Annotated in this window: 19 protein-coding genes and 4 pseudogenes; 12 read left to right on the plus strand and 11 right to left on the minus strand. The window is 68.5% G+C overall.

Going from position 1 to position 22,351, the window contains the following annotated elements; all coding sequences use genetic code 11:
* The first annotated feature begins 55 nt into the window (after positions 1–55).
* The gene (locus tag EDD90_RS54990; protein WP_185148807.1) at positions 56–193 is read left to right on the plus strand and encodes a hypothetical protein; all 138 of its coding nucleotides are present in this window, start codon (positions 56–58) and stop codon (positions 191–193) included.
* A 111-nt stretch (positions 194–304) separates the two neighbouring features.
* Positions 305–559, plus strand: a pseudogene (locus tag EDD90_RS00005) (transposase family protein); the annotation flags it as partial.
* Positions 560–970: 411 nt separating this feature from the next.
* On the opposite strand, the pseudogene EDD90_RS00010 reads toward EDD90_RS00005, so the two are convergent.
* A pseudogene (locus EDD90_RS00010) lies at positions 971–1,549 on the minus strand (TetR family transcriptional regulator).
* 260 nt (positions 1,550–1,809) lie between these two features.
* Between EDD90_RS00010 and EDD90_RS00015 the strand changes: the two are divergent.
* The 3 genes from EDD90_RS00015 to EDD90_RS00025 all read left to right on the plus strand — a co-directional run bounded on the left by EDD90_RS00015 (position 1,810) and on the right by EDD90_RS00025 (position 4,184).
* Positions 1,810–2,160 carry an antibiotic biosynthesis monooxygenase gene (locus tag EDD90_RS00015; protein WP_014173895.1) on the plus strand — a complete coding sequence of 117 codons (351 nt, stop codon included), beginning with the start codon at positions 1,810–1,812 and terminating at the stop codon, positions 2,158–2,160.
* Between the two features lie 305 nt (positions 2,161–2,465).
* Positions 2,466–3,668, plus strand: coding sequence for an IS110 family transposase (locus EDD90_RS00020; protein WP_123971123.1), 1,203 nt, complete (start codon positions 2,466–2,468; stop codon positions 3,666–3,668).
* A gap of 129 nt (positions 3,669–3,797) precedes the next feature.
* Positions 3,798–4,184, plus strand: coding sequence for a VOC family protein (locus tag EDD90_RS00025; protein WP_123971124.1), 387 nt, complete (start codon positions 3,798–3,800; stop codon positions 4,182–4,184).
* A 280-nt stretch (positions 4,185–4,464) separates the two neighbouring features.
* Here EDD90_RS00025 and EDD90_RS00030 read toward each other — a convergent pair whose 3' ends face one another.
* On the minus strand, positions 4,465–5,679 hold the full coding sequence (locus tag EDD90_RS00030; RefSeq protein ID WP_398923662.1) for an IS110 family transposase: 1,215 nt from the start codon (positions 5,677–5,679) through the stop codon (positions 4,465–4,467).
* A gap of 238 nt (positions 5,680–5,917) precedes the next feature.
* On the opposite strand from EDD90_RS00030, the gene EDD90_RS00035 reads away from it, so the two are divergent.
* On the plus strand, positions 5,918–6,346 hold the full coding sequence (locus EDD90_RS00035; RefSeq protein ID WP_123971125.1) for a DUF4267 domain-containing protein: 429 nt from the start codon (positions 5,918–5,920) through the stop codon (positions 6,344–6,346).
* A gap of 269 nt (positions 6,347–6,615) precedes the next feature.
* Here EDD90_RS00035 and EDD90_RS58465 read toward each other — a convergent pair whose 3' ends face one another.
* The 4 genes and pseudogenes from EDD90_RS58465 to EDD90_RS00050 all read right to left on the minus strand — a co-directional run bounded on the left by EDD90_RS58465 (position 6,616) and on the right by EDD90_RS00050 (position 10,934).
* Positions 6,616–7,008, minus strand: coding sequence for a winged helix-turn-helix domain-containing protein (locus EDD90_RS58465; protein WP_311737188.1), 393 nt, complete (start codon positions 7,006–7,008; stop codon positions 6,616–6,618).
* A gap of 32 nt (positions 7,009–7,040) precedes the next feature.
* A pseudogene (locus EDD90_RS56610) lies at positions 7,041–7,157 on the minus strand (transposase); the annotation flags it as partial.
* 236 nt (positions 7,158–7,393) lie between these two features.
* Positions 7,394–7,810, minus strand: a complete 417-nt coding sequence (locus tag EDD90_RS00045) for a hypothetical protein (RefSeq protein WP_123971126.1) — start codon at positions 7,808–7,810, stop codon at positions 7,394–7,396.
* 331 nt (positions 7,811–8,141) lie between these two features.
* Positions 8,142–10,934, minus strand: coding sequence for a lectin (locus tag EDD90_RS00050; protein ID WP_123971127.1), 2,793 nt, complete (start codon positions 10,932–10,934; stop codon positions 8,142–8,144).
* A gap of 523 nt (positions 10,935–11,457) precedes the next feature.
* Here EDD90_RS00050 and EDD90_RS56615 point away from each other — a divergent pair.
* Positions 11,458–12,036 carry an isochorismatase family protein gene (locus EDD90_RS56615; RefSeq protein ID WP_311737189.1) on the plus strand — a complete coding sequence of 193 codons (579 nt, stop codon included), beginning with the start codon at positions 11,458–11,460 and terminating at the stop codon, positions 12,034–12,036.
* Positions 12,037–12,632: 596 nt separating this feature from the next.
* Here EDD90_RS56615 and EDD90_RS00060 read toward each other — a convergent pair.
* Positions 12,633–13,256 carry a PASTA domain-containing protein gene (locus EDD90_RS00060; RefSeq protein WP_260328660.1) on the minus strand — a complete coding sequence of 208 codons (624 nt, stop codon included), beginning with the start codon at positions 13,254–13,256 and terminating at the stop codon, positions 12,633–12,635.
* A gap of 254 nt (positions 13,257–13,510) precedes the next feature.
* On the opposite strand from EDD90_RS00060, the gene EDD90_RS00065 reads away from it, so the two are divergent.
* The 5 genes and pseudogenes from EDD90_RS00065 to EDD90_RS56620 all read left to right on the plus strand — a co-directional run bounded on the left by EDD90_RS00065 (position 13,511) and on the right by EDD90_RS56620 (position 17,167).
* Complete coding sequence (locus tag EDD90_RS00065; protein ID WP_123971130.1) at positions 13,511–14,344, plus strand: transglutaminase-like domain-containing protein; 834 nt, start codon at positions 13,511–13,513, stop codon at positions 14,342–14,344.
* A 280-nt stretch (positions 14,345–14,624) separates the two neighbouring features.
* Positions 14,625–15,113 carry a hypothetical protein gene (locus tag EDD90_RS00070; protein ID WP_260327447.1) on the plus strand — a complete coding sequence of 163 codons (489 nt, stop codon included), beginning with the start codon at positions 14,625–14,627 and terminating at the stop codon, positions 15,111–15,113.
* Between the two features lie 384 nt (positions 15,114–15,497).
* Positions 15,498–15,731 (plus strand): annotated as a pseudogene (locus EDD90_RS00075) (IS630 family transposase); the annotation flags it as partial.
* A gap of 242 nt (positions 15,732–15,973) precedes the next feature.
* Complete coding sequence (locus EDD90_RS00080; protein ID WP_123971131.1) at positions 15,974–16,543, plus strand: GNAT family N-acetyltransferase; 570 nt, start codon at positions 15,974–15,976, stop codon at positions 16,541–16,543.
* A gap of 138 nt (positions 16,544–16,681) precedes the next feature.
* Entirely contained in the window at positions 16,682–17,167 is a 486-nt protein-coding gene (locus EDD90_RS56620; RefSeq protein WP_260327448.1) for a hypothetical protein, read from the plus strand.
* A 551-nt stretch (positions 17,168–17,718) separates the two neighbouring features.
* Here the strand turns inward: EDD90_RS56620 and EDD90_RS00090 are convergent.
* The 4 genes from EDD90_RS00090 to EDD90_RS00105 all read right to left on the minus strand — a co-directional run bounded on the left by EDD90_RS00090 (position 17,719) and on the right by EDD90_RS00105 (position 22,267).
* Entirely contained in the window at positions 17,719–18,951 is a 1,233-nt protein-coding gene (locus EDD90_RS00090) for a 4-hydroxybenzoate 3-monooxygenase (RefSeq protein WP_123971132.1), read from the minus strand.
* 193 nt (positions 18,952–19,144) lie between these two features.
* Positions 19,145–20,470, minus strand: coding sequence for an MFS transporter (locus tag EDD90_RS00095; protein WP_185148812.1), 1,326 nt, complete (start codon positions 20,468–20,470; stop codon positions 19,145–19,147).
* A gap of 238 nt (positions 20,471–20,708) precedes the next feature.
* The gene (locus tag EDD90_RS00100; protein ID WP_123971134.1) at positions 20,709–21,692 is read right to left on the minus strand and encodes a GlxA family transcriptional regulator; all 984 of its coding nucleotides are present in this window, start codon (positions 21,690–21,692) and stop codon (positions 20,709–20,711) included.
* Positions 21,693–21,862: 170 nt separating this feature from the next.
* Positions 21,863–22,267 (minus strand): hypothetical protein, encoded by a 405-nt coding sequence (locus tag EDD90_RS00105; RefSeq protein WP_123971135.1) that lies wholly within the window; start codon positions 22,265–22,267, stop codon positions 21,863–21,865.
* Positions 22,268–22,351: the final 84 nt, after the last annotated feature.

Genomic DNA, 22,351 nt, shown 5'->3' on the forward strand with positions numbered 1-22,351 from the left:
ATGAAGAGGGCTGTGAGACCTTCGATGGCCGTTCTCGACCTTCGCGCTCGCGTTCGTGCGGCGGCTGCTCGACGTGGACCGCTACCACGGCATCGACCCGGAAGCCCTGGAGTACCTGGAGCCGGAGGACCTTGAAGAACTGGTCGCCGCCGGAGAGATTGGCCCCGTCCAGCCGAGCTTCGAGCCGTTCTGAACGGAGCGGCCCCGGACGACTTTCCGGACAGCGCATAGCGCTTCAAGCGACGGGCCCTCGTCAGCTGGGGCGCTCGGTTACAGCAGTTGGCCTGACAGCCAGGCGAAGCCCCTGCTCGCCGCCCACCTGAGACAACGCCGGCAGGCCCTCGGCACCTGATGGCGGCGCCTGAGCACGAGGCGGCGGGCTCTGCTCACCCTCGCTCATCTCCGTAACGGCCACCCCTACGCCCAGCTCGGGGCCGGGTTCGGCGTCGCCACCACCACCGCCTACCGTCACATCACCGAGGCCGTCGGCCTCCTGACTGAGCCGGCTCCGACACTCGCCGAGGCGGTCCGGACGGCCTCGATGAAGGCGTTCGTCCTGTCATGGTCGGCACGTAGGGTGCGGCCATGACTGTGCCTGACCTGGTTCCCATTCGGCATGCGCCGAACTATCGAACGTCCACCATCGGCCAGTGGGACGGAGGTCAGTTCTTCGCCCACGTCAGCGGTGTTTTGATGGTGTCCCTGGTCGTGGTGTACGGGATCAGCGGCCGGAGTGCGCGGGCGTCTGCCCGGGGCGCACTTCCACGGGTGGTTACCGCTCCCTGAACGCCCGTCTGGGGTACGGTGCCCGGCGATCTGCGGCTGCGCCGTGTGGACCTCCGGCTGTGTGGCCGCCGGCTCATGATGCTCGGTGGCAAGTCCCGCAAGCCGCAGAAGCAGGGTGATCCTTCGTCTTCCCTTTGAGGGCATCCGCCGTGACCGAGGTCGCGGTGGACGCCTGGACGCGTTCTCAGGGCGTGGGTGCGGTGAGATACCGCTGGACCGTGGTCCGAGCCAGTCCACGATCTCCTCGCGGCCGGCGCCACGCTCGCCGGGAACCGCAGCACGTAGCGCGTCAGCGCGAGCCCCAGCACGGTCGAGACGCACAGTGCAGCCGCGCCTGCGCCTGCTCCGGCTCGTGGCCCAGTCGGCGGGCCAGCGGGATCATCTGCTCGCGCAGCACGCTCTGCATGCGATCGGCGGCGGCCGGGTCGGTGACGCCGACCCGCATCAGCGCGGTGAGCTCTCCGTTCTCCTCCCACAGGGTGAGGAAGTGGCGCACCAGCGTACGGCCGATCTCCTCGCGCGGTTCGAGGGACAGGCCGGGCAACCCGGGATCGATTGCGACGGCCGCCGCGAACAGGCCCGCCTTGTTGCCGTAGTAGCGCATCACCATTGACGGGTCGATCTTCGCGTCGCGCGCGATGGCCCGGATGGTCGCCTTCTCGTAGCCGTCCGCCAGGAACCGCTCGCGGGCCGCGTCGAGGATCGTGGCGCGGGTGGCGTCGGAACGCCGTGCGGCCTGCTGGTTCTCCGTGGTGCCGGTCATGCCAACAACGTAGACCAACAGGTGTTGACAGTCCAGAGCCGCGGCTCTACGTTTGCCAACAACGTTGGCCAACGACGTTGACCAACAACGTTGGCAAGGTCGCAGTCGCTGGAGGCCTTGGTGTCACCAGCGATGCCCTTGAGTGACCGTCAGATCCCTCGTGCCACAGATAGCGAGCGTCGTGAGCGTCGCCGGACCCAGTACGGCGGTGGCCGGCCTCAGTGCCGCGGGGCAACCGACAGCGAGAGGAAGTACCGAAAATGGCCAAGCTGCAGAGTCTCGACCCGAATACGCCGATGTTCGCGCAGTTCAAGGAGAAGACCGGACCCATCGTCCTGGCCAACACCTTCGTCGTCCCGAAGGAGAGGACTGAAGCGTTCCTGGCCCTCTTTCGGAGGCAGGCGGAGTTCATGAAGGCTCAGCCGGGATTCGTCTCCCTGCAGATGCACAAGGGAACGGCGGACAGCCAGCTTCTGATGAACGTCGCGGTCTGGGAGTCGACCGAGGCGCTCGCCACGGCGTTCGGCAGCCCGGAGTTCCAGCGCATGGCGGCCGAGTTCAGCGACGACATCGTGTCGTACCCGCACATATTCGAGCAGATCAACGTATGACACGGCAGCTGCAGCCAGAGAGGGCAGCCGGAGAAGCCCTGCCTTCCCCGTTATGTTCTTCGCGGTCCTGCAAGAGGGCCGCTGGCCTCCGGGCCCGGCATGGCTGTTCCCCCCTGTCGAACGGATGACCTAGGGGGTTGTGCCACCGGCCCGAGAGGCGCCGTTGGAGACGCTGATGAGAGGTCCGACTACCGCCCGGCCGAGCGCAATGCCCGGCCGTACAGGGCGACAGGTCTGCATAACGTGGATGCGCACACGACGCCAACGCCCAGGCCAGCACCGCACGCCCCGTTCGGGAGGACGGCTTGAACGAGCACGACGAGATAGGCGTCTTCCTCGGCCTGGATGTCGGGAAGAGCGCTCATCACGGACACGGACTCACTCCGGCCGGCAAGAAGGTCTTCGACAAGCAGCTGCCCAACACCGAACCGAAGCTGAGGCAGGTCTTCGACAAGCTCCGCGAGAAGTTCGGCATCGTTCTGGTCGTCGTGGACCAGCCAGCCTCAATCGGCGCCCTGCCGCTGACGGTGGCCCGCGACACGGGCTGCCAGGTCGCCTATCTGCCGGGCCTGTCGATGCGTCGGATCGCTGACCTCTACCCGGGTGAGGCGAAGACCGACGCCCGCGACGCGGCCGTCATCGCGGACGCCGCCCGCACCATGCCGCACACCCTGCGCTCGCTGGAGCTGACCGGCGAGATCACCGCCGAGCTCACCGTCCTCGTCGGCTTCGACCAGGACCTGGCGGCCGAGGCCACACGCACCAGCAACCGGATCCGGGGCCTGCTCACCCAGTTCCACCCATCCCTGGAACGGGTCCTGGGCCCGCGCCTGGATCACCAGGCAGTCACCTGGCTGCTGGAACGCTACGGATCCCCAGCCGCACTGCGGAAGGCCGGACGCCGCAGGCTGGTCGAGGTGGTCCGGCCCAAGGCCCCGCGCATGGCGAAGCGGCTGATCGACGGCGTCTTCGAGGCGCTCGACGAGCAGACCGTCGTGGTCCCGGGCACCGGCACCCTGGACGTCGTGATCCCGTCGCTGGCCCGCTCGCTCGGCGCCGTTCACGAACAAAGGCGGGCGGCGGAAGCCCAGATCACAGCCCTGCTGGAGGACCACCCTCTTTCCAAGGTCCTGACGTCGCTGCCCGGCGTCGGCGTCAGGACCGCCGCTGCACTGCTGGTCACCGTCGGCAACGGCACCAGCTTCCCCACCGCCGCCCACCTGGCCTCCTATGCCGGCCTCGCCCCGACGACGAAGTCGTCGGCGGCCTCGATCCATGGCGAACACGCGCCCAGAGGCGGAAACCGGCAGCTCAAACGCGCGATGTTCCTGTCCGCGTTCGCCGCCCTGCACGATCCCGCCTCCCGCACCTACTACGACAGATGCCGGGCCCGCGGGAAGACCCACACCCAGGCACTTCTCCGCCTGGCCCGCCAGCGGATCAACGTGCTCTTCGCGATGCTCCGCGACGGCACCTTCTACGAACCCAGAACCCCACGCCTCGCTTGACCAAAGACATAGAGGCACCCCCCGGCAGTCACGCATTCATGCACCATGCCGGGTCGCCAAGGCCGAGCCCGAAGCCGGCCGCGCCTTGCGCCCCACCACGCGTAGCCCCGTCCCTGAAGAGGAGTCACCATGCCCGTGGAACTGAATCACACCATCGTCCCCGCCCGTGACCCGCAAGCCTCGGCGCAGTTCCTGGCCGACATCCTCGGCCTGAGTGTCGATCCGCCGGTGGCACACTTCACGCCGGTCACGCTGGCCAACCAGGTCAGTCTGGACTACGACCAGCTGGACGACTTCGAGCCGCACCACTACGCGTTCATAGTCAGCGAGCAGGAGTTCGACGCCGCCCTCGCCCGCATCCAGCACGGCGGGATCACCCACTACGGCGATCCTGCATGCCAAGAGATCGGGCAGATCTATCGCAGTAAGCACACCATGGGCCGCAGGGGCGCCTACTTCCGCGACCCCGAGGGCCATCTCATGGAAATCCTCACCCCGGGCGGCGCCGGGTCGTGAGGCCGATGGCGGCCCAGCGGATCACGGCTTCACTGGTGGTGGCGGGATCGCGGCAAAACCGGCTTCAGCGAAGACGAACCGGCAGGCCGGCGCGGTCAGAGACCGAGTGAGGCGATCTTGCCCCCCCACCCGCGCAGGTCCGCGTCATGTGGCACGTCATCGACCGCCCCCGCTATGCCCGCCGCATCCGCCGCTGAACCCCTGCCCCACCCCAGGCTGAACAGCAAGGAGATTCCCAATGGTGCTGTCAAGCCGTCGTGGGAGGCTCGCGGGAGCTTCCTCACGCTGCGGCGGCAGCTGGTCCAGGCAGACAGACGTCGAAGGTGCGGCCGTCTCGTATGAGGGCCCAGAGCACGTTCAGCCGACGCCTGGCGAGGGCCAGGATCGCCTGCTTGTGGGACTTCCCCTCGTCGCGTTTGCGCCGGTAGAACGCTTTGGAGACGGGGCAGTGCATGGCGGCGACCTGGGCGGAGAGGTAGAACATCCGCAGGAGCCTTCGGCTGTAGCGGCGAGGCCGACGGAGGTTGCCGCTGATCTTGCCCGAGTCCCGGGGGACGGGTGCGAGGCCGGCGACACCGGCGAGACGGTCGGGGCTGCCGAAGGCGGCTATGTCACCGCCGGTGGCGGCGATGAACTCGGCGCCGAGCATGTCGCCGATGCCGGGCATGCTGGTGATCACTCCGGCGTCGGGATGCTCGCGAAACCGGCCCTCGATCAGGGCTTCGAGCTCGGCGATCTCCTGGTCGAGGGACATCACCTCCCTGGCCAGGGTGTGGACCATCTTCGCGGCGGTCTTCTCCCCGGGGACGGCGGTGAACTGGGCCTCGGCCGCGGTGACCGCCGCGTCCGCCGTGCTCTTCGCCGCGTTGGCGGTGCGGACACCGTGGTTCTTGAGCCAGGTCGCCAGCCGGGCCCGGCCGATGCGCCGCAGCGCGGCCGGCGTCTGGTAGCCGGTCAGCAGGACCAGCGCGCTCTTGGAGACGCTGTAGTCGAAGGCCCTCTCCAGTGCGGGGAAGTACTCCAGCATCTGAGCTCGCAGCCGGTTGATCGCGCGGGTGCGGTCGGCCGACAGGTCGATGCGGCGTGCGGTCAGAATCCGCAGGTCCACCGCGATCTCGCCGGTCTCCTGCAGAGGTTGCAGGTCACGGCGCATGCGGGCGGTGTCGGCGATGACGAAGGCGTCCTTCGCGTCCGTCTTCCCGCTGCCCCGGTAGGCGGCCGAGGCGTGGTGCACGGTCCGGCCGGGGATGTAGATCAGCTTCTGCCCGTGGCTGACCAGGAGCGCGATCCACAGGGCGGCCCCGCCCGCGTTCAGGTCCACCGCCCAGGTGACCGGATCGCCGTCGGCCAGGTCCAGGACATCGCCGAGCAGTTCCAGCAGCTCGGTCTCATCGTTCGGGACACGGCGGGAGAACACAGTCCTGCCGTCCGTGTCGATCGCCGTGCAATGGTGCTCGGCCTTGCCCGCATCCGTCCCGGCCCACAGTTCGGGCACCAGGTCCTCCTCCGTCGCCGCGCCTGTCCTCGATTCCAGCAGACGACCTCGCCGACGTGTCCATACGAGCGATCGGTTCGCGTATCCCAATCAGCGGTCGAATCGTCGCGGGCGCTGGGCGGCCAATCTCCTTGAGCCACGACAGCGGCTGCACCATGCCAGCCACACCCAGCACCCCTGGGTGCTCCGATCCTACGAATGACCCGAACATCCCTACGAAGAAAGGTATGGAAGAACCATGTCGCTGAAGAACGTCAACACCGTCCTGGCCACCGTCTGCGCCCTGTTCGTCCTCTACCTCGGGTTGTCCTTCATCCTGGCCCCGGAGGCGTCCACTCAAGGTGTTGGCCTGCCGACCTGGCCCGCCGGCAACGGCGACGGCTTCCTCATCATGAAGGGCACCCGCGAATTCTCGATGGGCCTGGTCATCGGCATCCTCCTGCTGACGGGCCACCGCCGCGCCCTGGGCTGGGTCCTGCTGATGGAGGCCGTCGCCCCGTTCGGCGACATGATCAACGTCTTGGCCCACCACGGCCCCCTCGCCGTCGCGTTCGGCATCCACGGCCTGACCTCGGCGCTGATTGCGATCACCGGCCTGCTGACCCTCCGGGAGACCAGTAAGGCTCACAAGGCCACCGCCCCGGCGCCCGCCGCACAGCCCGCCTGACAGCTGCATCCCCCCAGGGGTGGCCCGGCCACATGGCCGGGCCACCCCGTATCCGTCAGCGACCGCCGAGAAGGGTCAGGCAAACGATCTTCTTCCAGCCGGCGGCGGCATGACAGCTGAGGCGGCCTGCTGCGCCGCAGCGGCCACGGCCACCTGAACTGGCTGGTGTTGGGCACGGCTGCCGCGGTCACCACCTTGCCGCTCATCACCCGCGCCATCACGGAAACGAGACCCGTTCGAAAACGCTTCAGGTCATCTGCCGGCCCCTGCTACTCCTTGTCGCCGGCCGGCACAGCCCGGTCCGCGACCGACCATCCGTACCGCCCAGGAGCAGCCATGGGGTTCACACGAAAGCAAGGGTGGCGGGGACTCGCCTCGTTCCGCTCGGTGGCCTTGCGTGAGGGCACCTGCACACTCCAGCCGATGCGGTGCAGCAGAAGGTCCAGGCCCGCCAGGGTGTACTCGACACCGAACCGGCGACGCACGATCTCGGCGATCCTCGAAAGCGTCCAGCACTGGTCGGACCAGCCGAAAGCGGCCAGCCGACGTCCAACACGGCCTCTAGGAGCCGGAGTTGTCCCGCATTGAGCCTGCAGCGGACGCCACTGGGCCCCTTGGAGACCAGAGCTTGCCGAACGCCCGAAGCCAACGCCCGACGCCACCGATTCGCCGACATCCGCGTCACCCTGAGCCGTCTGGCGACCTCCCGGTCACTGGCTCCGGCCTCAAGCAGATCGGCGGCTGCCAACCGGACCTGCTCACGCCGACGGCGTTCCTTGGCCGTCAGCCCACCGCCATCGGGATACTTCACCCTCCCGGCACAGCGCAGACCACAACCGCCGTCACGACCTCACATAACCCGCACCGTTAAAGATCTCTTGCGCTGAGCCACGTCGTATCGGTCCTGTCCGGGCTGCTGCCGTGGGGCCGGCCGTCTTCGCCCCCCACTGCCGACAGGGGGACGGGCAGCGGACGGACCCAGCGGTGTGCGAGCGGTGGCGGCCCGCCACCGTGCGGGCCGCAGATGTGGCGCACTCTCCAAGGGGATTACGGTTTGACGATTTCCTGCCGGAGCCGGTGGGTGAAGCGGCGCAGGAGGTCCAACGTCTCCCGGAACTCCGCTCGGCGGTCGTCTCTGCCGTCAGTGGGCCGGATGCTCCAGACTCGACGCGCGAGAGCGTCGGCGAGATCGACGGTGGCGTCGGCGCAGAGCAGGTGGAGAGCCGAGCGTGCCTCCTGCAGCCGGTTCGCCAACTCGTTGGCTCCGGGACCGTCGTCACTCAGCCGTGTTTCCTTCAAGTAGTCCAGCAGCTGGACCACGGCCGTGTTGAAGACGATGCCGGCTTTGAGCTTCTGTTCGGGGAGCCACATGCGGTCCTGGCGGCGTGCGGCGAACCACGAGCCGAACAGCACACCTATGAGGCCGATGGCGGCTCCGATGGCCACGGACAGGATGTTCTCCACGGTCAGCTACCCCGACGGCGGACGGCGACGCCAGGCTACAGAGACCGTCGGGGGCGCCGCACTTGATGAGCGCACTCGTATGCCGAGGGTTGGGTCATCCGGAGCATCCTCGGCCGTGCCGGGGCAGCAGTCAGAACGGCGACGATCACGGCGAGGGCCCGGCGTCGTCGTGGACCGGCGCCTTCCTCTGTGGCCGCCGAAGTTCCTGCCTCATCTCCTCCTCAAGCCGGTCGGAGGGGTTCCCGTGTGTCCCGGTCATGGGGTCCGGGCACACGGGAACTCGTCGGCCCGAGGCGTCCGGGCGGGGCTGCCGACTACCCTCGCCGACGCCTCAACTCGGCAGTTTCCAGTTCTGAGCCACCGTACCGTTGCAGGTGTACAGCTGGAGCTGGGTGCCGTTCGTGGTCGAGGAGTTGGGATCGTCCAGGCACAGGTTCGACTCGGGGTTGACCAGCGAGCCGTTGGCGCCGGCGGTCCACTGCTGGGCTCCGGTGCCGTTGCAGGTCCACAGTTGGATCAGGGTGCCGTTGGTAGTGCCGCTGTGATCGGCGTCCAGGCATTTGCCGAGGGCCCGGACCGTTCCGTCGCCCGCGACGATCCAGTCCTGGGCGTAGGTGTTGTTGCAGCCCCAGATCTGGACGTGGGTGCCGTCCGAGGTGCCGGAGGACGCGTCGTCCACGCACAGGCCGGAGGCCACCGCGGAGGTGAGCGGTCCGATCTGCGGCGAGGCCGGCGCCGTGGTGTCCCCCGCGTACGAGGGCGGTGCCGAAGTGGCTGCGGTCGCCCAGGATGTGTTGGCGACGGTACCCAGCGTGAAGTCCAGCGTGCCGCCGGCCGTGATCGCCGTGGTGGGAGTGTAGGCGTTGTTCCACGCCGTGCCGTTCCATGCCGCGGACTGGACGTAGGGGGCGTTGTCGGCCGCGCCGTTGCCGTTGATCGTCAACGTGCCGCCCGAGGGGAGGGTGATGACGGCTTGTGTGAACAGCGGTGACCCCAGGGCGAGATCGGAGGTGCCGGGGGTCTCGGGGAACATGCCGAGCGCCGACCACACGTACCAGGCACTCATCGCGCCGAGGTCGTCGTTGCCGTCGGCCAGGCCGCCCGGGGTGTTCGACCAGATTTGGTCCTGGATCGCCCGCACCGTGCCCTGCGTCATGTAGGGCTGCCCCGTGTAGTCGTACTCCCACGGCAGTTCGATGCTCGGTTCGTTGCCGACCCAGGCGTAGCCGTTGGCGCCGGTGTAGCTGCGCAGCACGGTGTCCAGGTAGTGGTTCATCGCCGTGTTGCCGCCCTTGGCGCGGGCCAGGCCGCCGATGTTGAAGGGAACCATCCCGGTGTAGATCCACGAGTCGGCTTCGACCATGTCGGTGCCGCTGGTGGGGTCGAAGCCGCCGGTCCACGCGCCGTTGGCGTTGCGGGGTTCCACGAAGCCGGAGGCGGGGTTGAGCACGTTGCGCCAGTCCTGCGCGCGGTTGGCGTACGTCTTCTGGTTCGCGGTGTCGCCGAGCGCTCCGGCCATCGCGGAGATCGCGAAGTCGGCCGTGTCGTACTCCAGGGTGGTGGCCACCGGGCCGTAGAAGTTGCAGCAGCCGTAGCTGCCGTCGTGCGGCATGTATCCGGGGTAGTTGAGGTAGGCGAGGCCGGGGCGGTCGTTGTTGGTCGTGCTCGCCTGTTTGACCATGTCGGCCAGGGCGGTCGTGGCGTCGAAGTTCCGGGCGCCGAAGGCGTAGTAGTCGGCGAGGATGGCGTCCGCCGGGTCGCCGACCATGACGTACGACTCGCCGTCGTTCTCCGACCACTTGGGGAAGATCCCGGTCTGCGTGTAGTCGTCGACCATCGACTGCGCGGTGTCGGAGGCGACCTGAGGTGCGACCAGGGCTTCGAGCTGGGCCTGCGAGCGGTAGATGTCCCAGCCGGAGTAGTTCGCGTACACCGCGCTGTGGCCGGCGTCCACGGTGTGTGTCTTCCCGTCGAAGCCGTAGTACTGGCCGTTGGTGTCGCTGATCACGTTCGGGTGCAGCAGCGAGTGGTAGAGCGCGGTGTAGAAGATCTGTTGCTGCGCGGCCGTCCCGCCCGCGATCTGCACCCTGCCGAGCGCGCTGTTCCACGCGTTCTGCGCCGCGGTGCGGGTCGCATCGAAGTCCCAACCGCTGTTCTCCGCAGTCCGGTTGGCGACCGCGCCCGCGACCGACACGTAGGAGATGCCGACCTTGGCCTGTACAACCGGGTTGGTCGTGGTGTTGAAGGTGACGTAGCCGTTCGACGCGGCGGCATCGGGGGCCGCGCTGTCCTTGGCGGACTTCGAGGACTTCGAGGACTTCGAGTCCGAGGTGTTGGGGTTCTTGCCGTGCAGCACCGGCTTGTTCGGCTGCTCGGCGGCGTTCTTCGACGCCTTGCCCGGCGCCGGGGAGGGAGCGGTCGACGCCTTCGCGACCGAGCTGCCCTGCGAGGCGAAGGGCCGGTCGAAGACCATGTCGAAGTAGACGGTGTACGTGTTCGCGGCACCGCAGAAGTGACCGCTGGTCACCTGCCCGCTGACCTCGGTGCTCGACACTTTGGTGAACTGTGTCGACGCGGCACCGTTCTGACTGCCCGTCAACTTGAAGATTAGATTTGCCTGGCTGGTCGAGGGGAAGGTGAAGCGCGCCATACCGCTGCGCGTGGTGGCAGTCAGCTCGGTGGTCACCTGGTTGTTGAGCGCGACCTTGTACGACCCGGCGGACGCCGACTCGTTGGTGTGTGAGAACGCGTCCGTCGCACCGGTGTTCACGGTCCCCACCGTGGGCAGCACGGGTATGTCACCGGCCGCGCCACAGCCGGGTCCGGCGATGTGGGTCAGGCTGAAACCGGTGATCGACGAGTCGTTGTACTCGTAGCCCCCGCCGTCGGGGCGCGACGGGGTGTCCGGGCTCCACTGCACCATGCCGAACGGGACGTCGGCCCCCGGGAAGTCGTCGGCCTGGTTCGACGTGCCGATGAACGGATTGACCAGAGCCGCCGGCGCGGTGACAAGCGCAGCCTTCCCGGCCGCCCACGCAGGCGTGCACAGCCCGGCCGCGGCCAGCGCCGCGGCGGCGAGGAGACCGATCGCCGCTGTTCCGGGAGGTCTCGACAGTCGTGTCATCACGGGGGTTTCTCCTCTACTCGGAAGCGAGGGCCGGCCGACAACGTTGTCTTCACGCCGGGAACGCACCCCCGGGCGATGAACGGGCTTGCCGAGATGCGTGGATCAGCGTTGCTGACAACGTTGTCTAACCGTGGAGATGAGATGCCTGGAATTCGAGTGCTTCGATGGGGCCCCTAGCGCTGCGGACGCCGGGGGCGCAGGGGAACCCCTCGTGAAGCTAGCCACGAGGCAGGGACATGTCAACGATGTGGGCAAGAAGGCCGCACGAGAACGCGCCGACGGCCCGGATCGCGGACCTCAACCGCCGGGCGGGGCACCGGACACCCGGCGGCCACCCGACGCCCAGCGCCCGCGGCACGACGTGCGCGCAGAGCACCGTGTCTGCCGGAGCCCACTCGTTGGGGTGCCGGGCGGGGCAGTCGGCCCAGCGCTGCCGACGACCTCCTGGTCTGTGTGCGCATCATTTCTGCGGGCCGGCATCACACAACAGAGAGGACGAACCACGCGACGCGGACTGATCGTGGTGGACGTGCAGAAGGACTTCTGCGAAGGCGGCAGCGTCCCGGTGAAGGGCGGTGCGGACCGCGCAGCGGCCATCGCCGAACTGGTGCGGCGTTCGGCGGGCAGCACGTACGCGCAGGTGGTCGCCACACGCGACCACCACATCGACCCGGGTGGCCACTTCTCCGACCGGCCGGACTTCTCGACCTCGTTCCCGGTCCACTGCGTGGTCGGAAGCGAGGGCGGCGACTTCCACCCCGACTTCGCGCCCGTGGCCGCGGACGGCACCGTCGACGAGGTGTTCTACAAGGGCGCCCACTCAGCCTCGAAAAGCGGCTTCGAAGGCTCGACCGAGGGCGGGACCCGGCTCGCCGACTGGCTGCACGACCGCAAGATCGCAGCGGTGGACGTCGTGGGCATCGCCACCGACCACTGCGTGAAAGCCACCGCGCTGGACGGCGTCCGTGCCGGCTTCGCCGTCCGCGTCCTGCTCGAGTACACCGCCGGAGTCGCCCCCGACACCACCCACGCGGCCGTCGACGAGATGAGGCACGCGGGAGTGCATCTGACCGGCCGTCCAGTCGTGTTCTCCTGGTGACTCCTCCCCCGGCTGAAGCCGGGGGCTTCTCGTTACGCCGGGTTGGCGTCGCGACGGACCAGCCCGGCCCGTAGAACGTTGATGGCTCCCACTGTGTCGGCGTGCGCGTGGTGGCAAGGGATGGACGAGCACCGCGCTCCACCTGACACGCGCCGACACACCTGCCCCGCGCTCGGGTCGCCCCGCACACCCCGCCGTCGGCGACGCAGCGGCGTAGGCACCGGCTGTCTCGGGCCCAGTAGCCGAGGGAAGCCGAGGAAGCGGCATGCGCATCCCCAGAGAGTTCCACCGTCCCGAACGCGCGCCCCGCCGCCCGGTCCCACTGGCCTGGCCGCCCTCGACGGCGCAACCAGCAAGCCAGGAGAACGTATCCGCCGGCTCACCTCCATCTTCGAACGCACCCGGATCACAAGTCGGCCATCACGCTCCACAGCAATGACCCCGAGCCGGGCCGGGGACGGGCGACACCGGTCTTCGGGCCGGGACGGATGAGAATGCGGCCGACGGGCTTTTCGGACGCCTTGCTCGCCGGGTGCGTGCCAGGGCCGCGGGCACTGCGGCTCCAGCACGCACCCGGTGGCGTGGAATCGGCTTGATCACGGGCACTGGGCAGGAGGGGTGGGCTTCCTGCCGATCGTGATCGAGACCGCGGATCCCGGGAGCAGCACGGTGCCCGCACTCGGGCTCTGCGAACTCACCCGGTTGATGTTGTCGCAGTCGACAACGCTGCCGACACTGCCGAGCACGTAGCCGGCGGCGGTCAGTGCCTGGCTCGCCCGTGCCTGTGTGTCACCCAGCACGCTGGGCACCGTCGTGACACCGGTGACCGGAGCCGAGACAGCGGCCAGGTTGCTGCTGAATCCGGTGTCCGACGACAGGTCGACCACCGTAACGCCCCAACTGACGGTCCCGGTCTGACTGATGAACACGGACTGCGATCCGCCGCCGACCGGGAAGATCGTGGTGGAGGGGTCGAATCCCGGTCCGCTGATCACCAGCGCGTCCTCGGCCGTGTTGGCCACGCAGTCCGCGCTCCAACTCACCACGGCGTTACGGCCGTAGACGACGGGTGAGGGCGTCACCGATATCGAGGCGGTCGCGGTAGCCGCGCAGTTCAGCCCGGGATCGTCCGCGTAGGCAGGCGTAACGGCGAGCGCGGTGGCGATCAACGCCGCCACGACCAGTGCCGCCGCCCTGGGCGAGCGTGCCGCACGGGCCACCCGGCTCAACAGCCCTGAAGCTGTCCCGGCAAGCACGCGACGACATGTCAACTTCGGTGCTTCTCTCATGAACTCCCCCATGTGCGTCTTCTCTGGATGCGGACAGCGTGCGGCACCGTCCGCGGGCTGTCGCTCACGGGTCCGCTCAGCGGAACCGCCAGAGACAGGCTGTAGTGAAGCGACTCCGGCACCGGCCGCCGCGAGCGCGGCAGGCGAAGGGTCGGTGTCAGAGCGGCCCTCTACGATGCCCGGTCATGACCGATGACATGCTCGACTACTCCCGGCCCGGCCCTCTCACTCGCCTGACTGCTGACCAGTTCAGGCTCCTTGAAGGGCTGCCGGACGACCCGGTCGGAATCTGTTCCGTCGTACAGAACCTGGTCATTCAACCCGCTGACGCCGCCGCGGCCGGGGTGTCTGAAGAGCGGTTCGCGGAGAAGAACATCCGGCCGGTGAGTGAGCTGATCGCTGCGCTGACCACGCTCGACCCCGCGCCGTTGTGCCAGACCCGGGCGCCGGGAAGGCGGGTGGTGGGCACGTGCCGCCACTTCGCGACCATCGCCTGTGCGCTCCTGCGTGCGAAGGGCATTCCCTCACGGGCTCGATGCGGGTTCGGTACCTGTTTCGTGGAGGGACGGGGTGTGGACCACTGGATCACCGAGTACTGGAGGGCCGACGCAGGGCGATGGGTGCGCGTGGATACCGAGCATCTCGGCCACGGTTACGTCCACCGTCCCGAGGACCTCGCGCCAAGCGAGTTTCTGACCGGCGGCGAAGCATGGATCCGGTACCGCAAGGGTCTGGTCAACCCGCACATGTTCGGGGTCGCCGGCGTCGACTACGCCTGGGGGCCCGCTGAGATAAGCGGCAACGCCGTCCGCGATCTCGCCGCGCTGTGCAAGCGGGAGATGTTGCCCTGGGACGAGTGGGGTCTGATGACCGAGGCCTACGAGGGCAAGACAGGCCACGACTACGACCTGCTCATCGACGCCGTCGCCGAGACCTGCGTGGGAGGAGATGCGGCCGCCGCCCTGACCGGCCTGTACGCCCATGAGAACCTCACGGTTCCGCAGCACATGATCAGCTGACGTGTCGGCGTCAACTCCGCGTCAGCCTGGCAAGCGGATTGTTCAGTCGCCGCCGACGGTATCGATTGCTGGCATCTGGTCGGCGTGAACATTCCAGGAGTCCTGGTCACTGCCATCATCCATCGGGACGAGGCGATCGCCGTGCAGCGGTTACTGCGCGCGAGGCTGCCGCGGTTGCTGTTGGATGAGCTGAGTGAATGAGGTTGCTGCTCTTCGACTTCGTCAGGCTGTCAGGCGCACTCGGGACGTCACCCGTGAACGCGTCGCCACGGGGCATGGCTTGGAGGAGGCCGATGACGTCGCCGGTACGTTTGCCACGGACGGTGCGCTTGGCTTCGATCCGATCCTTTTTCTTCGGGCACTGCACGAGGCTGGTTCGCAAGCAGTGGTCGTAGGTCAGGTCGCGGGCATCATGCACGGCTCGATGGAACTGACCGGCGACCTCGACCTGTTGTGGGACGGCACACCTGAGCAGGCACATGCGCTGCGCGGTGCCCTGGCTGCCGCGGGCTGCACAGACCTGCCCGACCTTGGCCGTTCTCAGGTGGCCTACCAGGTGGCGAGTGCCGGCGGCGACCTGTGCACGCCTGCCCTGCCCTGGGGCGACATGGACACCGCATCTTGCCTGGCCCGGGCGGTGAGCGCCCGCGACCCAGAGGGCTTCACCATCCGCTACGCCGCCTTGGACGACCTGATCCATATGCGGCGCGCCCTCGGCCGCCCCAAGGACCGCCGCCGCGCGGACGAACTGGCGCGTTTGCGCCCCTGAGCTTGCCAGTGGCGTCGGTTCTTCGATCCGAGTGGGCGCCCCGGGCCGGGAGTTGAGAGTTTCGGCGCACGGGCGTGGCAGTGCAGGTGCAGGCGAGTTGCAGTTCATCGGGCGCTGGCCTGTGCGTATGAGTCCACCCGCAGGCCGAACGGCCAGCCGGTCTCGTACGGCACGGCGGGGAACGGCTGGAGCAGTCGGCGTTCGACGGCCAAGTACTCGCCAACGGTCCGGGGCGTCACCGGACGCGGAGGTCGTCGTCCTCGGCGTCCCGCCGTTACACCGTCGCGATGAGTTAGGTGAGTGCTGTGACTGGGGGAGTTCGCCGGGTCGGTGGTTGGGGCGGTTGGACAGGCGGTGACTTCCGTTCCGACCGCTGGAGGTGTGGTGGCCGAGCCTGTGCGGGTGTGCGGACTGACCGATCAGGAGGGACAGAAGCTGCGGCAAGTCGTGCGCCGAGGCGGTACCAGCTCGGTGGGTTGTCGCCGGGCGATGATGCTGCTGGCGTCCGCCGGCGGGAACCGGGTGCCGGTGATCGCTCAGCTGGTCCAGGGCGACGAGTACATAGTGCGGAAGGTGATCCACCGGTCCAACGAGATCGGTCTGGCCTGCCTGGACCCCCCAAACCTCATGGAAGTGGGAAGCCGCACGATCAGACTGATCGAGCTGACCCCGGCGAACCTTCCCAGCAACACTAGAGATCTCTAACGGTGCGGGTTGCTTCGGGTCGTGAGGGGATGGTGTCCCGCCGGGTGGTGCAGGCCGTTATTGCGGTTCTCCGCAGCGGGTCTGGCATGGACAGCACGGTAAGGGTTCGACATAACCGATCGACTTCCTGATCTTGATCGGGTTGGCTGGGTGACATGCCAGAGCTGCGAACGGATCGTCTTCTGCTGCGCCGGTGGCGGGAGTCCGACCTGGGACCGTGGGCGGCTATGAATGCCGATCCTGAAGTCCGAGAACACCTGGGAGAACTGCTGACGCGGGAGCAGAGCGATGCCGCGCTGGCACTCATGCAGGCTGAGTTCGACGAGCGAGGTTTTGGGTGGTGGGCGCTCGAAGCGCGGGAGACCGGTGAGTTCATCGGCCGTGTCGGCTTGGACGAGGTGGGCGAGGACATGCCGTTCGCGGGGGTGGATATCGGTTGGCGGTTGATGCGTTCGGCGTGGGGTCACGGTTACGCCACCGAAGCCGCCCTGGCCTGCCTGGCTTTCGGATTCGAGGCACTTGGGCTGACGGAAGTGGTGGCGTCGACGACCGTCCACAACCTTCGTTCCCAGGCAGTGATGCGCCGGATCGGCATGACCCGGGATCCGGCCGACGACTTCGAGGATCCGAGCGTGCCCGAGGGGCCTCTTCGCCGCTGTGTGCTCTACCGGATCCCCCGCAGAGATGCTCATGGCCTGCGCCACGCGGCAAGGCACGACCGATGACGGCCGTCGCGGGCCGCGCTATGCCGGGAGTATGGGGTATCCCGATGGCGGTGGATCGACGGCCGAGGAGCGGACTCGGCGTCAGAAGGTCGGCTCGCAGCCGCTGATCTGATCGACGCCGGGGCCAGTGACCGTGAGGTGGCCCGGCGGTTCAGGGTGACCCGGATGTCGGCGAACCGCTGGCGGCGGGCGTTGGCTTCAGGCGGTCGGCAGGCCCTGGCCTCAAAAGGTCCCGGCGGGGCCCGCTGCAAGCTCGATGCGGGACAACTCCGTGTACTGGCGGCGGTGTTGGACGCCGGCCCAGCCGTCTCCGGCTGGAGTGACCAGTGCTGGACGCTGGGCCCGGATTGCCGAGATCGTGCGCCGCCGGTCCGGTGTCGAGTACACCCTGGAGGAGGTTGTCGCGAACCAACCAGGTTGATTGTGCAGTTCACAGCCCAGGTGAGGTTTTGGCCCAGTACTACCTCGTTGCCCGTATCGCCGAGGCCAAGCCGGCTCAGTCCGACGTTGGAGCGGCTCGACGATCGACGGCCCTCAATCTCGGCATGCCTAGGTTCGACCAGATCATCGCCCGCGCTGAAACCCCGACCCCGCTCCCCTGCAAAGGCTGACCTCAGGCTGTGACCATGGTTCTGATCTACGACGGGGAGACCACTGCCGACGCGCCGACGCCGCGCACCGGTGGGGTCCCGCTCGTTCCGGGTGAATCGTCTGGCCGAGGTGCCGGGAGTGCGGTGGGGCGATGCAGTTCGTCCGGGAGAACAGCCTGCTCCGGGTTCGCAGTTGGGCACGGCGCCCGGCCATGTCACGGACGCGTACCCCGATGTCGCACCGCCGCGGGCTACCGGACTCGAACCGGCTCAGACCTTACGGTCACAATCTCGAAGATTGAAGCGGATTTCCCATCACGCCTTTGCCCGCGACGGCTGATCACAACCTACAGGCAACCACTATGGCTACAGGGCGAATGGTGCTGACGGGGCCGGTGATGCGGGCGGGCTCGATGAACTCGGTTGTCTCCGATCGCCATTGCCGTAGGCGGGTGCGCACGGGAAGGTCGTTGATTCGATCAGTCGGCGCCCCGGACGCGTGCATGGCGTGTTCCCAGAAGTTAGGCGCGGCACGATGACCGGCGCTCTCTTGGTCGTGCCGGTCCGTATGCGTTTCCGTGGTGGTCAACGGCCGGTGGGGACCGGGCGGTGCTGGGGTGGTTCCAGGCCGGTCATCAGTTCCGCGAAGGCCTGGGCGGCCGTCGGGGAGGTGAAGAGCCGGTAGAGGCGGGCGCGGGCCAGATTGCGCAGGAACGCGCCGGAGGCGGTGTCGTCTCCGGCGTCGTGGACCGTGCGGGTCAGCCAGTGGGAGAACTCCTGGTCGTTCCAGACGCGTCGCAGGCAGCGCTGCGAGTAGCTGCGCAGCCCGGTGTCGTCGTGGTCGCGGATGTGGTCCCGGACGGCGCGGGCGAAGAGGTCGGCGTCGTACAGGGCGAGGTTCATGCCTTTGCCGCCCATGGGGGACACGATGTGGGCGGCGTCCCCGACGAGGAACAGCCGGCCGTACTGCATGGGGTCGTGGACGAGGCTGCGCAGCCGGAAGGACTCGCGGTCGGTGATCGGGCCCGCGGTGAGGGCGGGGTCGGCCAGCCTGGTGCGCAGCGCGTCCCAGACGCGGTGGTCGGGCCAGGCGTCGGGGTGGTCGTCGGGCGGGCACTGGAGGTAGTAGCGGCTGCTGTGCGGCCCGCGGGGGAAGTGTGCGGCGAAGCCCTGCGGGCTGATGGCGAGCAGCGGATGAGCGGGGGGCGGGGCGTCGGCGAGGACGGTGAGCCAGCCGATGCCGTGGTCGAGGGCGTGGGCGGTGAGGACGCCGTCGGGGACGGCCGTACGGGTGACGCCGTGGTCACCGTCGCAACCGGCGATGAAGTCGCAGGTGATCGCGTGGAGGGTGCCGTCGGTGGAGCGGTAGCGCACGGTCGGACGGTCGCCGGTCAGGTCGTGCAGAGAGACGTCGGCCACTTCGTAGCGCAGGTCGCCGCCGTCGGCGAGATGGACGGTGGTGAGTTTCTGGACCAGGACCTGCTGGGGGCACAGACGGGCTCCGGGGCCTGCGGAGCCGTCGCTGTCGTCGACGAGGTGGCTTTCGCCGTCCACCCGGAACTCCAGGATGCCGTCGTGCGGCGGGCCGCCCAGCACCTGGTCGGCGAGCCCCCAGGACTCGAACATCCGGACGGCGCGGCTCTCCACGATGCCGGCGCGCTGCCGCTGGGCGACGTACTCGCGGCTGCGGCGTTCCAGGACGATGCAGTCGATGCCGCATCGGCGCAGCAGGTTGGCGACGGTGAGCCCGGCCGGTCCGGCGCCGATCACCACGACGGTCGTGGGTTCCGATTCTTCGGTCAATTCCCGTTCTTCCATGGCGACTTGGCACCTCCCGGGTCAGCGTAGCCGAGCGCGGCCGGCGGTGGGGCTGCGGTCAATGTCCTGGAGGGTGTTGCCCATCGGGTGACTCGGCTGTCGGGTGACCCGGCCGTCGGGTGATCGGAGAAGTGAGTTCGTCGACGTGTTCAGGAGCCATTTCGAAGTCAGGGGTGGTGCGGCGACGGGGGGTTCACCGACCCGGTGAACCGGGTGTCTCGGTCGAGGTCGTCCGAGGGAGAATCGATGTGGCTTCGGGGAGGGGCGCAGCGGTTTGCCGCTCGCCGGCGATACCGATGGTGCCGTCGGGGAAGCGCTGGACCGAGCGCACGCCGGGCAGCAGGTTCAGCAGCAGGCAAGGGGTGCCGATGACAGCCGCAGCAACGAGAAGGGTCGTGCGCGTCCCGAGGAACTGGGCGACCGGAGCGGCGGCAGCGTAGCCGGCGGGCATGGCGATCAGCGAGATCATCCAGTCCAGCGAGCTGACGCGGGCCAGTATCTCTTCGGGGAAGAGCTGCTGTTGCGTGGTCGCCAGAACCTCGCCGACGAGCGAGGTCATGAGGAAGGCCGCGGCCACGCCCAGGGCGATGGCGAAGAGCGGGGCGGGGGGAGCGAGCAGTGCCAGTGGGAGGATGCCGAGCACCGCGGCCGCGTTCGTGGTGACCAACGGGCGGCGCGGCCGGTAGCGCAGCGCGGCCAGTCCGCCGACGATGGAGCCTGCCGAACCGGTGATCATGATCACGCTCCAGGCGGTGGCTCCGCCGTGGCCGTCCTCCATCACGACTGGGCCCAGGACGAAGAAGAACGCTATCGCGAAGTTCCATACGCCCCAGCAGAGCAGGTTGGCCAGGTACCAGCGGCGCCGGGCCACGACCTGCCAGCCGTCGCGCAGGTCTGCGAAGAAGTGCTGTTTCTCGGACCGCTGTACCTGCCTGTGCAGGTGCATCCGGGAGACCAGGACGAAGCTCAGCAGGAAGCTGATGGCATTGACGAGGATCGCGGTGCCTGGACTGGAGACCGCCAACAGCAGTGCGGCGAGGGCCGGTCCGAGCACCTTGGTGGTGCTGTCGGTCAGGCCGAGCAGGGCGTTCGCCGGTTGCAGCTGCTCAGGGCCGACGAGCTCGGGCAGGACGGCCCTGGATGCCGGGGTGAAGAAGGCCATGGCCATGCCGGCGATCGTGTAGGTGACGGCGAACTGCCAAACCGCCGCCTGGTGCAGGAATATCATCGCGGCGAGCAGGCCGTGGCAGACCGCCTGGATGGCGTCGGTCGCCATCAGCACCTGCTTGCGGGACAGCCGGTCCGCCCAGACCCCGCCCACCGGCAGCATCACCACCTGGCCGACCGCATGGCAGGTCAGCACCGTGCCGACGTCCGGGGCGCCGCCACCTGAGCGCAGGATGGCGAAGACCACTGTCACTGGTATCAGGGCGTTGCCCATGGCGGAGATGCTGCGCGCGGTCCACAGGAGCCGGTAGGGGCGCTCCCGCAGCGTGCTCAACGATTTCGGCAAGGGCATGGGCGACCCTCCTTTCTGGGTGATGGGGTGTCGCGGAACTGTCGAGGGCTCGCGGAGAAACAACACGCCGGTCCAGTCGGCCGTCACCGGTCCGGTGGGTGTTCTGGCAGCCCGTCTCTGCTGCGTGCGCTGTTTCCGGGCAGGGGGCATCCCGGCATCCCCGTCCCGCGTGTGTCGCTCGGGGAATGTGAGCCGCTCGGGAATCAGGGAGAGATCAGAAAGAAGGGCGGAGAAAACGTCAGGCGGTCATGCGGAACCGCCGCCGGTAGGCCGCGGGCGTCGTGCCGATCTGCTTGCGCAGCGCACGGTGGAGCGTCTCCACCGAGCCGAATCCACACGCGGCGGCGACCTGGTCCAAGGACTGGTCGGTGCTCTCCAGGAGGCGGCGGGCCGCTTCCACTCGTGCGGCCTCGACGTAGGCGCCCGGAGTGGTCCCGGTCTGCTGGCGGAAGACCCGGGCGAAGTGGCGCTCGCTCAGACACATCCGTGCCGCGAGGGCGGCAGCGGACAGGTCGCCGTCCAGGTGGTCGACGATGAACATCCGTAGGTCGTCGATGTCACGGCGGCTCGCGGGCGGGCGGCTCAGCGGGACCGAGACCTGGCTCTGCCCGCCCTGGCGTTTGAGGTACATGACCAGCTGCCGGGCCACCGTCAGGGCGGCCTCCTCCCCCAGGTCCTCGGCGACCAGGGCCAAGGCCAGGTCCATGCAGGAGCTGATCCCGGCGCCGGTCCACACGCTGCCGCAGCGCACGAAGATCGGGTCGGGATCGACGGTGACCTCGGGATGGTCGGCCGCCAACTGCGCCGCGGTCGACCAGTGCGTCGTGGCCGTCTTGCCGTCGAGCAGCCCGGTGGCGGCCAGCAGGTGCGCGCCCATGCACACCGACACGACCCGCCGGGCCAGTGGTGTGACCCGGGCGACCCACGCCACCACGTCGCTGTCCACGCGGGCGGTCTGGCCGCCGGGGCCCGCATCGACCGCCCCGGGGACGAGCAGCGTGTCGAACGCGCCGTCCACCTCGTCGAAGGAAAGGTCCGCGACCAGCCGCAGCCCCGCCGACGTGACCACTTCGCCGCGGGTCCGCCCCGCGAGCTCGACCCGGTAGCCTGCGGCGCCCCCGGTCTCCCGGTTGGCCAGGGCGAAGACCTCGGCCGGGCCGGTGACATCGAGGAGGTCGACGTCGGGGAAGACCGCGATGACGACGCGACGGGTGCTGGACATGGGTCCATCCTCGCCCGCGTGACTCGGCGGCGGCAATGACGGTCTGCTGTCAGATCCGGACATGGCAGTCCGGCATAAGCGCAGGTGCCGATGGCCCGTGCGGGAATCGGGCACGGTTCCGGCGTCGGGGACTGTCCCGGCCGGGGCGTTCAAGGCGATGCGGGCTCAGTTCACGCTTCGTCGCGGTGCGTGAGGTGACCGTCGGTGAGCCGCCAGTAGTGTTGATGAGGCGTCAGGTGCCAGGTCTCGCCGGCAGCCGTGCCCTGCGTGATCCACTCGTGGAGCTGCGGGAGGGCATGCGCTCGTAGAACAGCGCGGATGGCAGCCCGTTGGGTGGCATCCACTGGGGGAACGTCTATGCGGAAGCCGACCGTGTCCGGGTGGACTCCACGGCCGTAGTTGCGGGAGATCGGAGCGATCCACGCTGCTCCCAGGACGATGGTGCTGCTGTCATGCCCGGTGAGGAACCGCAGCTCCTTGACGTGTCTCGTGGAAGGGCCGAGACACTCGTTGATGTCGGTGGTGGTCAGGGGCCAGGCACGGTGCCGGGGCAGTCTTCGATTTCGTGCGGACATTGCAACCAGCTCTCCAAGGGAGGAAAGAAACAGCTCAGACGTGTCTTCCGCGTCTCCGTGTTCGCTGATTTAGCGACCCGGCAT

The sequence above is a fragment of the Streptomyces sp. Ag109_O5-1 genome (assembly GCF_003814875.1).
Classification (GTDB): domain Bacteria; phylum Actinomycetota; class Actinomycetes; order Streptomycetales; family Streptomycetaceae; genus Streptomyces; species Streptomyces sasae.

Excerpts from the sequence above, each read along its gene's own strand:
- EDD90_RS00065 (WP_123971130.1), top strand. The coding sequence starts at position 13,511 with ATGACCGATGACATGCTCGACTACTCCCGGCCCGGCCCTCTCACTCGC.
- EDD90_RS00025 (WP_123971124.1), top strand. The coding sequence starts at position 3,798 with ATGCCCGTGGAACTGAATCACACCATCGTCCCCGCCCGTGACCCGCAA.
- EDD90_RS00015 (WP_014173895.1), top strand. The coding sequence starts at position 1,810 with ATGGCCAAGCTGCAGAGTCTCGACCCGAATACGCCGATGTTCGCGCAG.
- EDD90_RS00090 (WP_123971132.1), bottom strand. The coding sequence starts at position 18,951 with ATGGAAGAACGGGAATTGACCGAAGAATCGGAACCCACGACCGTCGTG.
- EDD90_RS00105 (WP_123971135.1), bottom strand. The coding sequence starts at position 22,267 with ATGTCCGCACGAAATCGAAGACTGCCCCGGCACCGTGCCTGGCCCCTG.
- EDD90_RS00080 (WP_123971131.1), top strand. The coding sequence starts at position 15,974 with ATGCCAGAGCTGCGAACGGATCGTCTTCTGCTGCGCCGGTGGCGGGAG.
- EDD90_RS00095 (WP_185148812.1), bottom strand. The coding sequence starts at position 20,470 with ATGCCCTTGCCGAAATCGTTGAGCACGCTGCGGGAGCGCCCCTACCGG.
- EDD90_RS00100 (WP_123971134.1), bottom strand. The coding sequence starts at position 21,692 with ATGTCCAGCACCCGTCGCGTCGTCATCGCGGTCTTCCCCGACGTCGAC.
- EDD90_RS00050 (WP_123971127.1), bottom strand. The coding sequence starts at position 10,934 with ATGACACGACTGTCGAGACCTCCCGGAACAGCGGCGATCGGTCTCCTC.
- EDD90_RS00035 (WP_123971125.1), top strand. The coding sequence starts at position 5,918 with ATGTCGCTGAAGAACGTCAACACCGTCCTGGCCACCGTCTGCGCCCTG.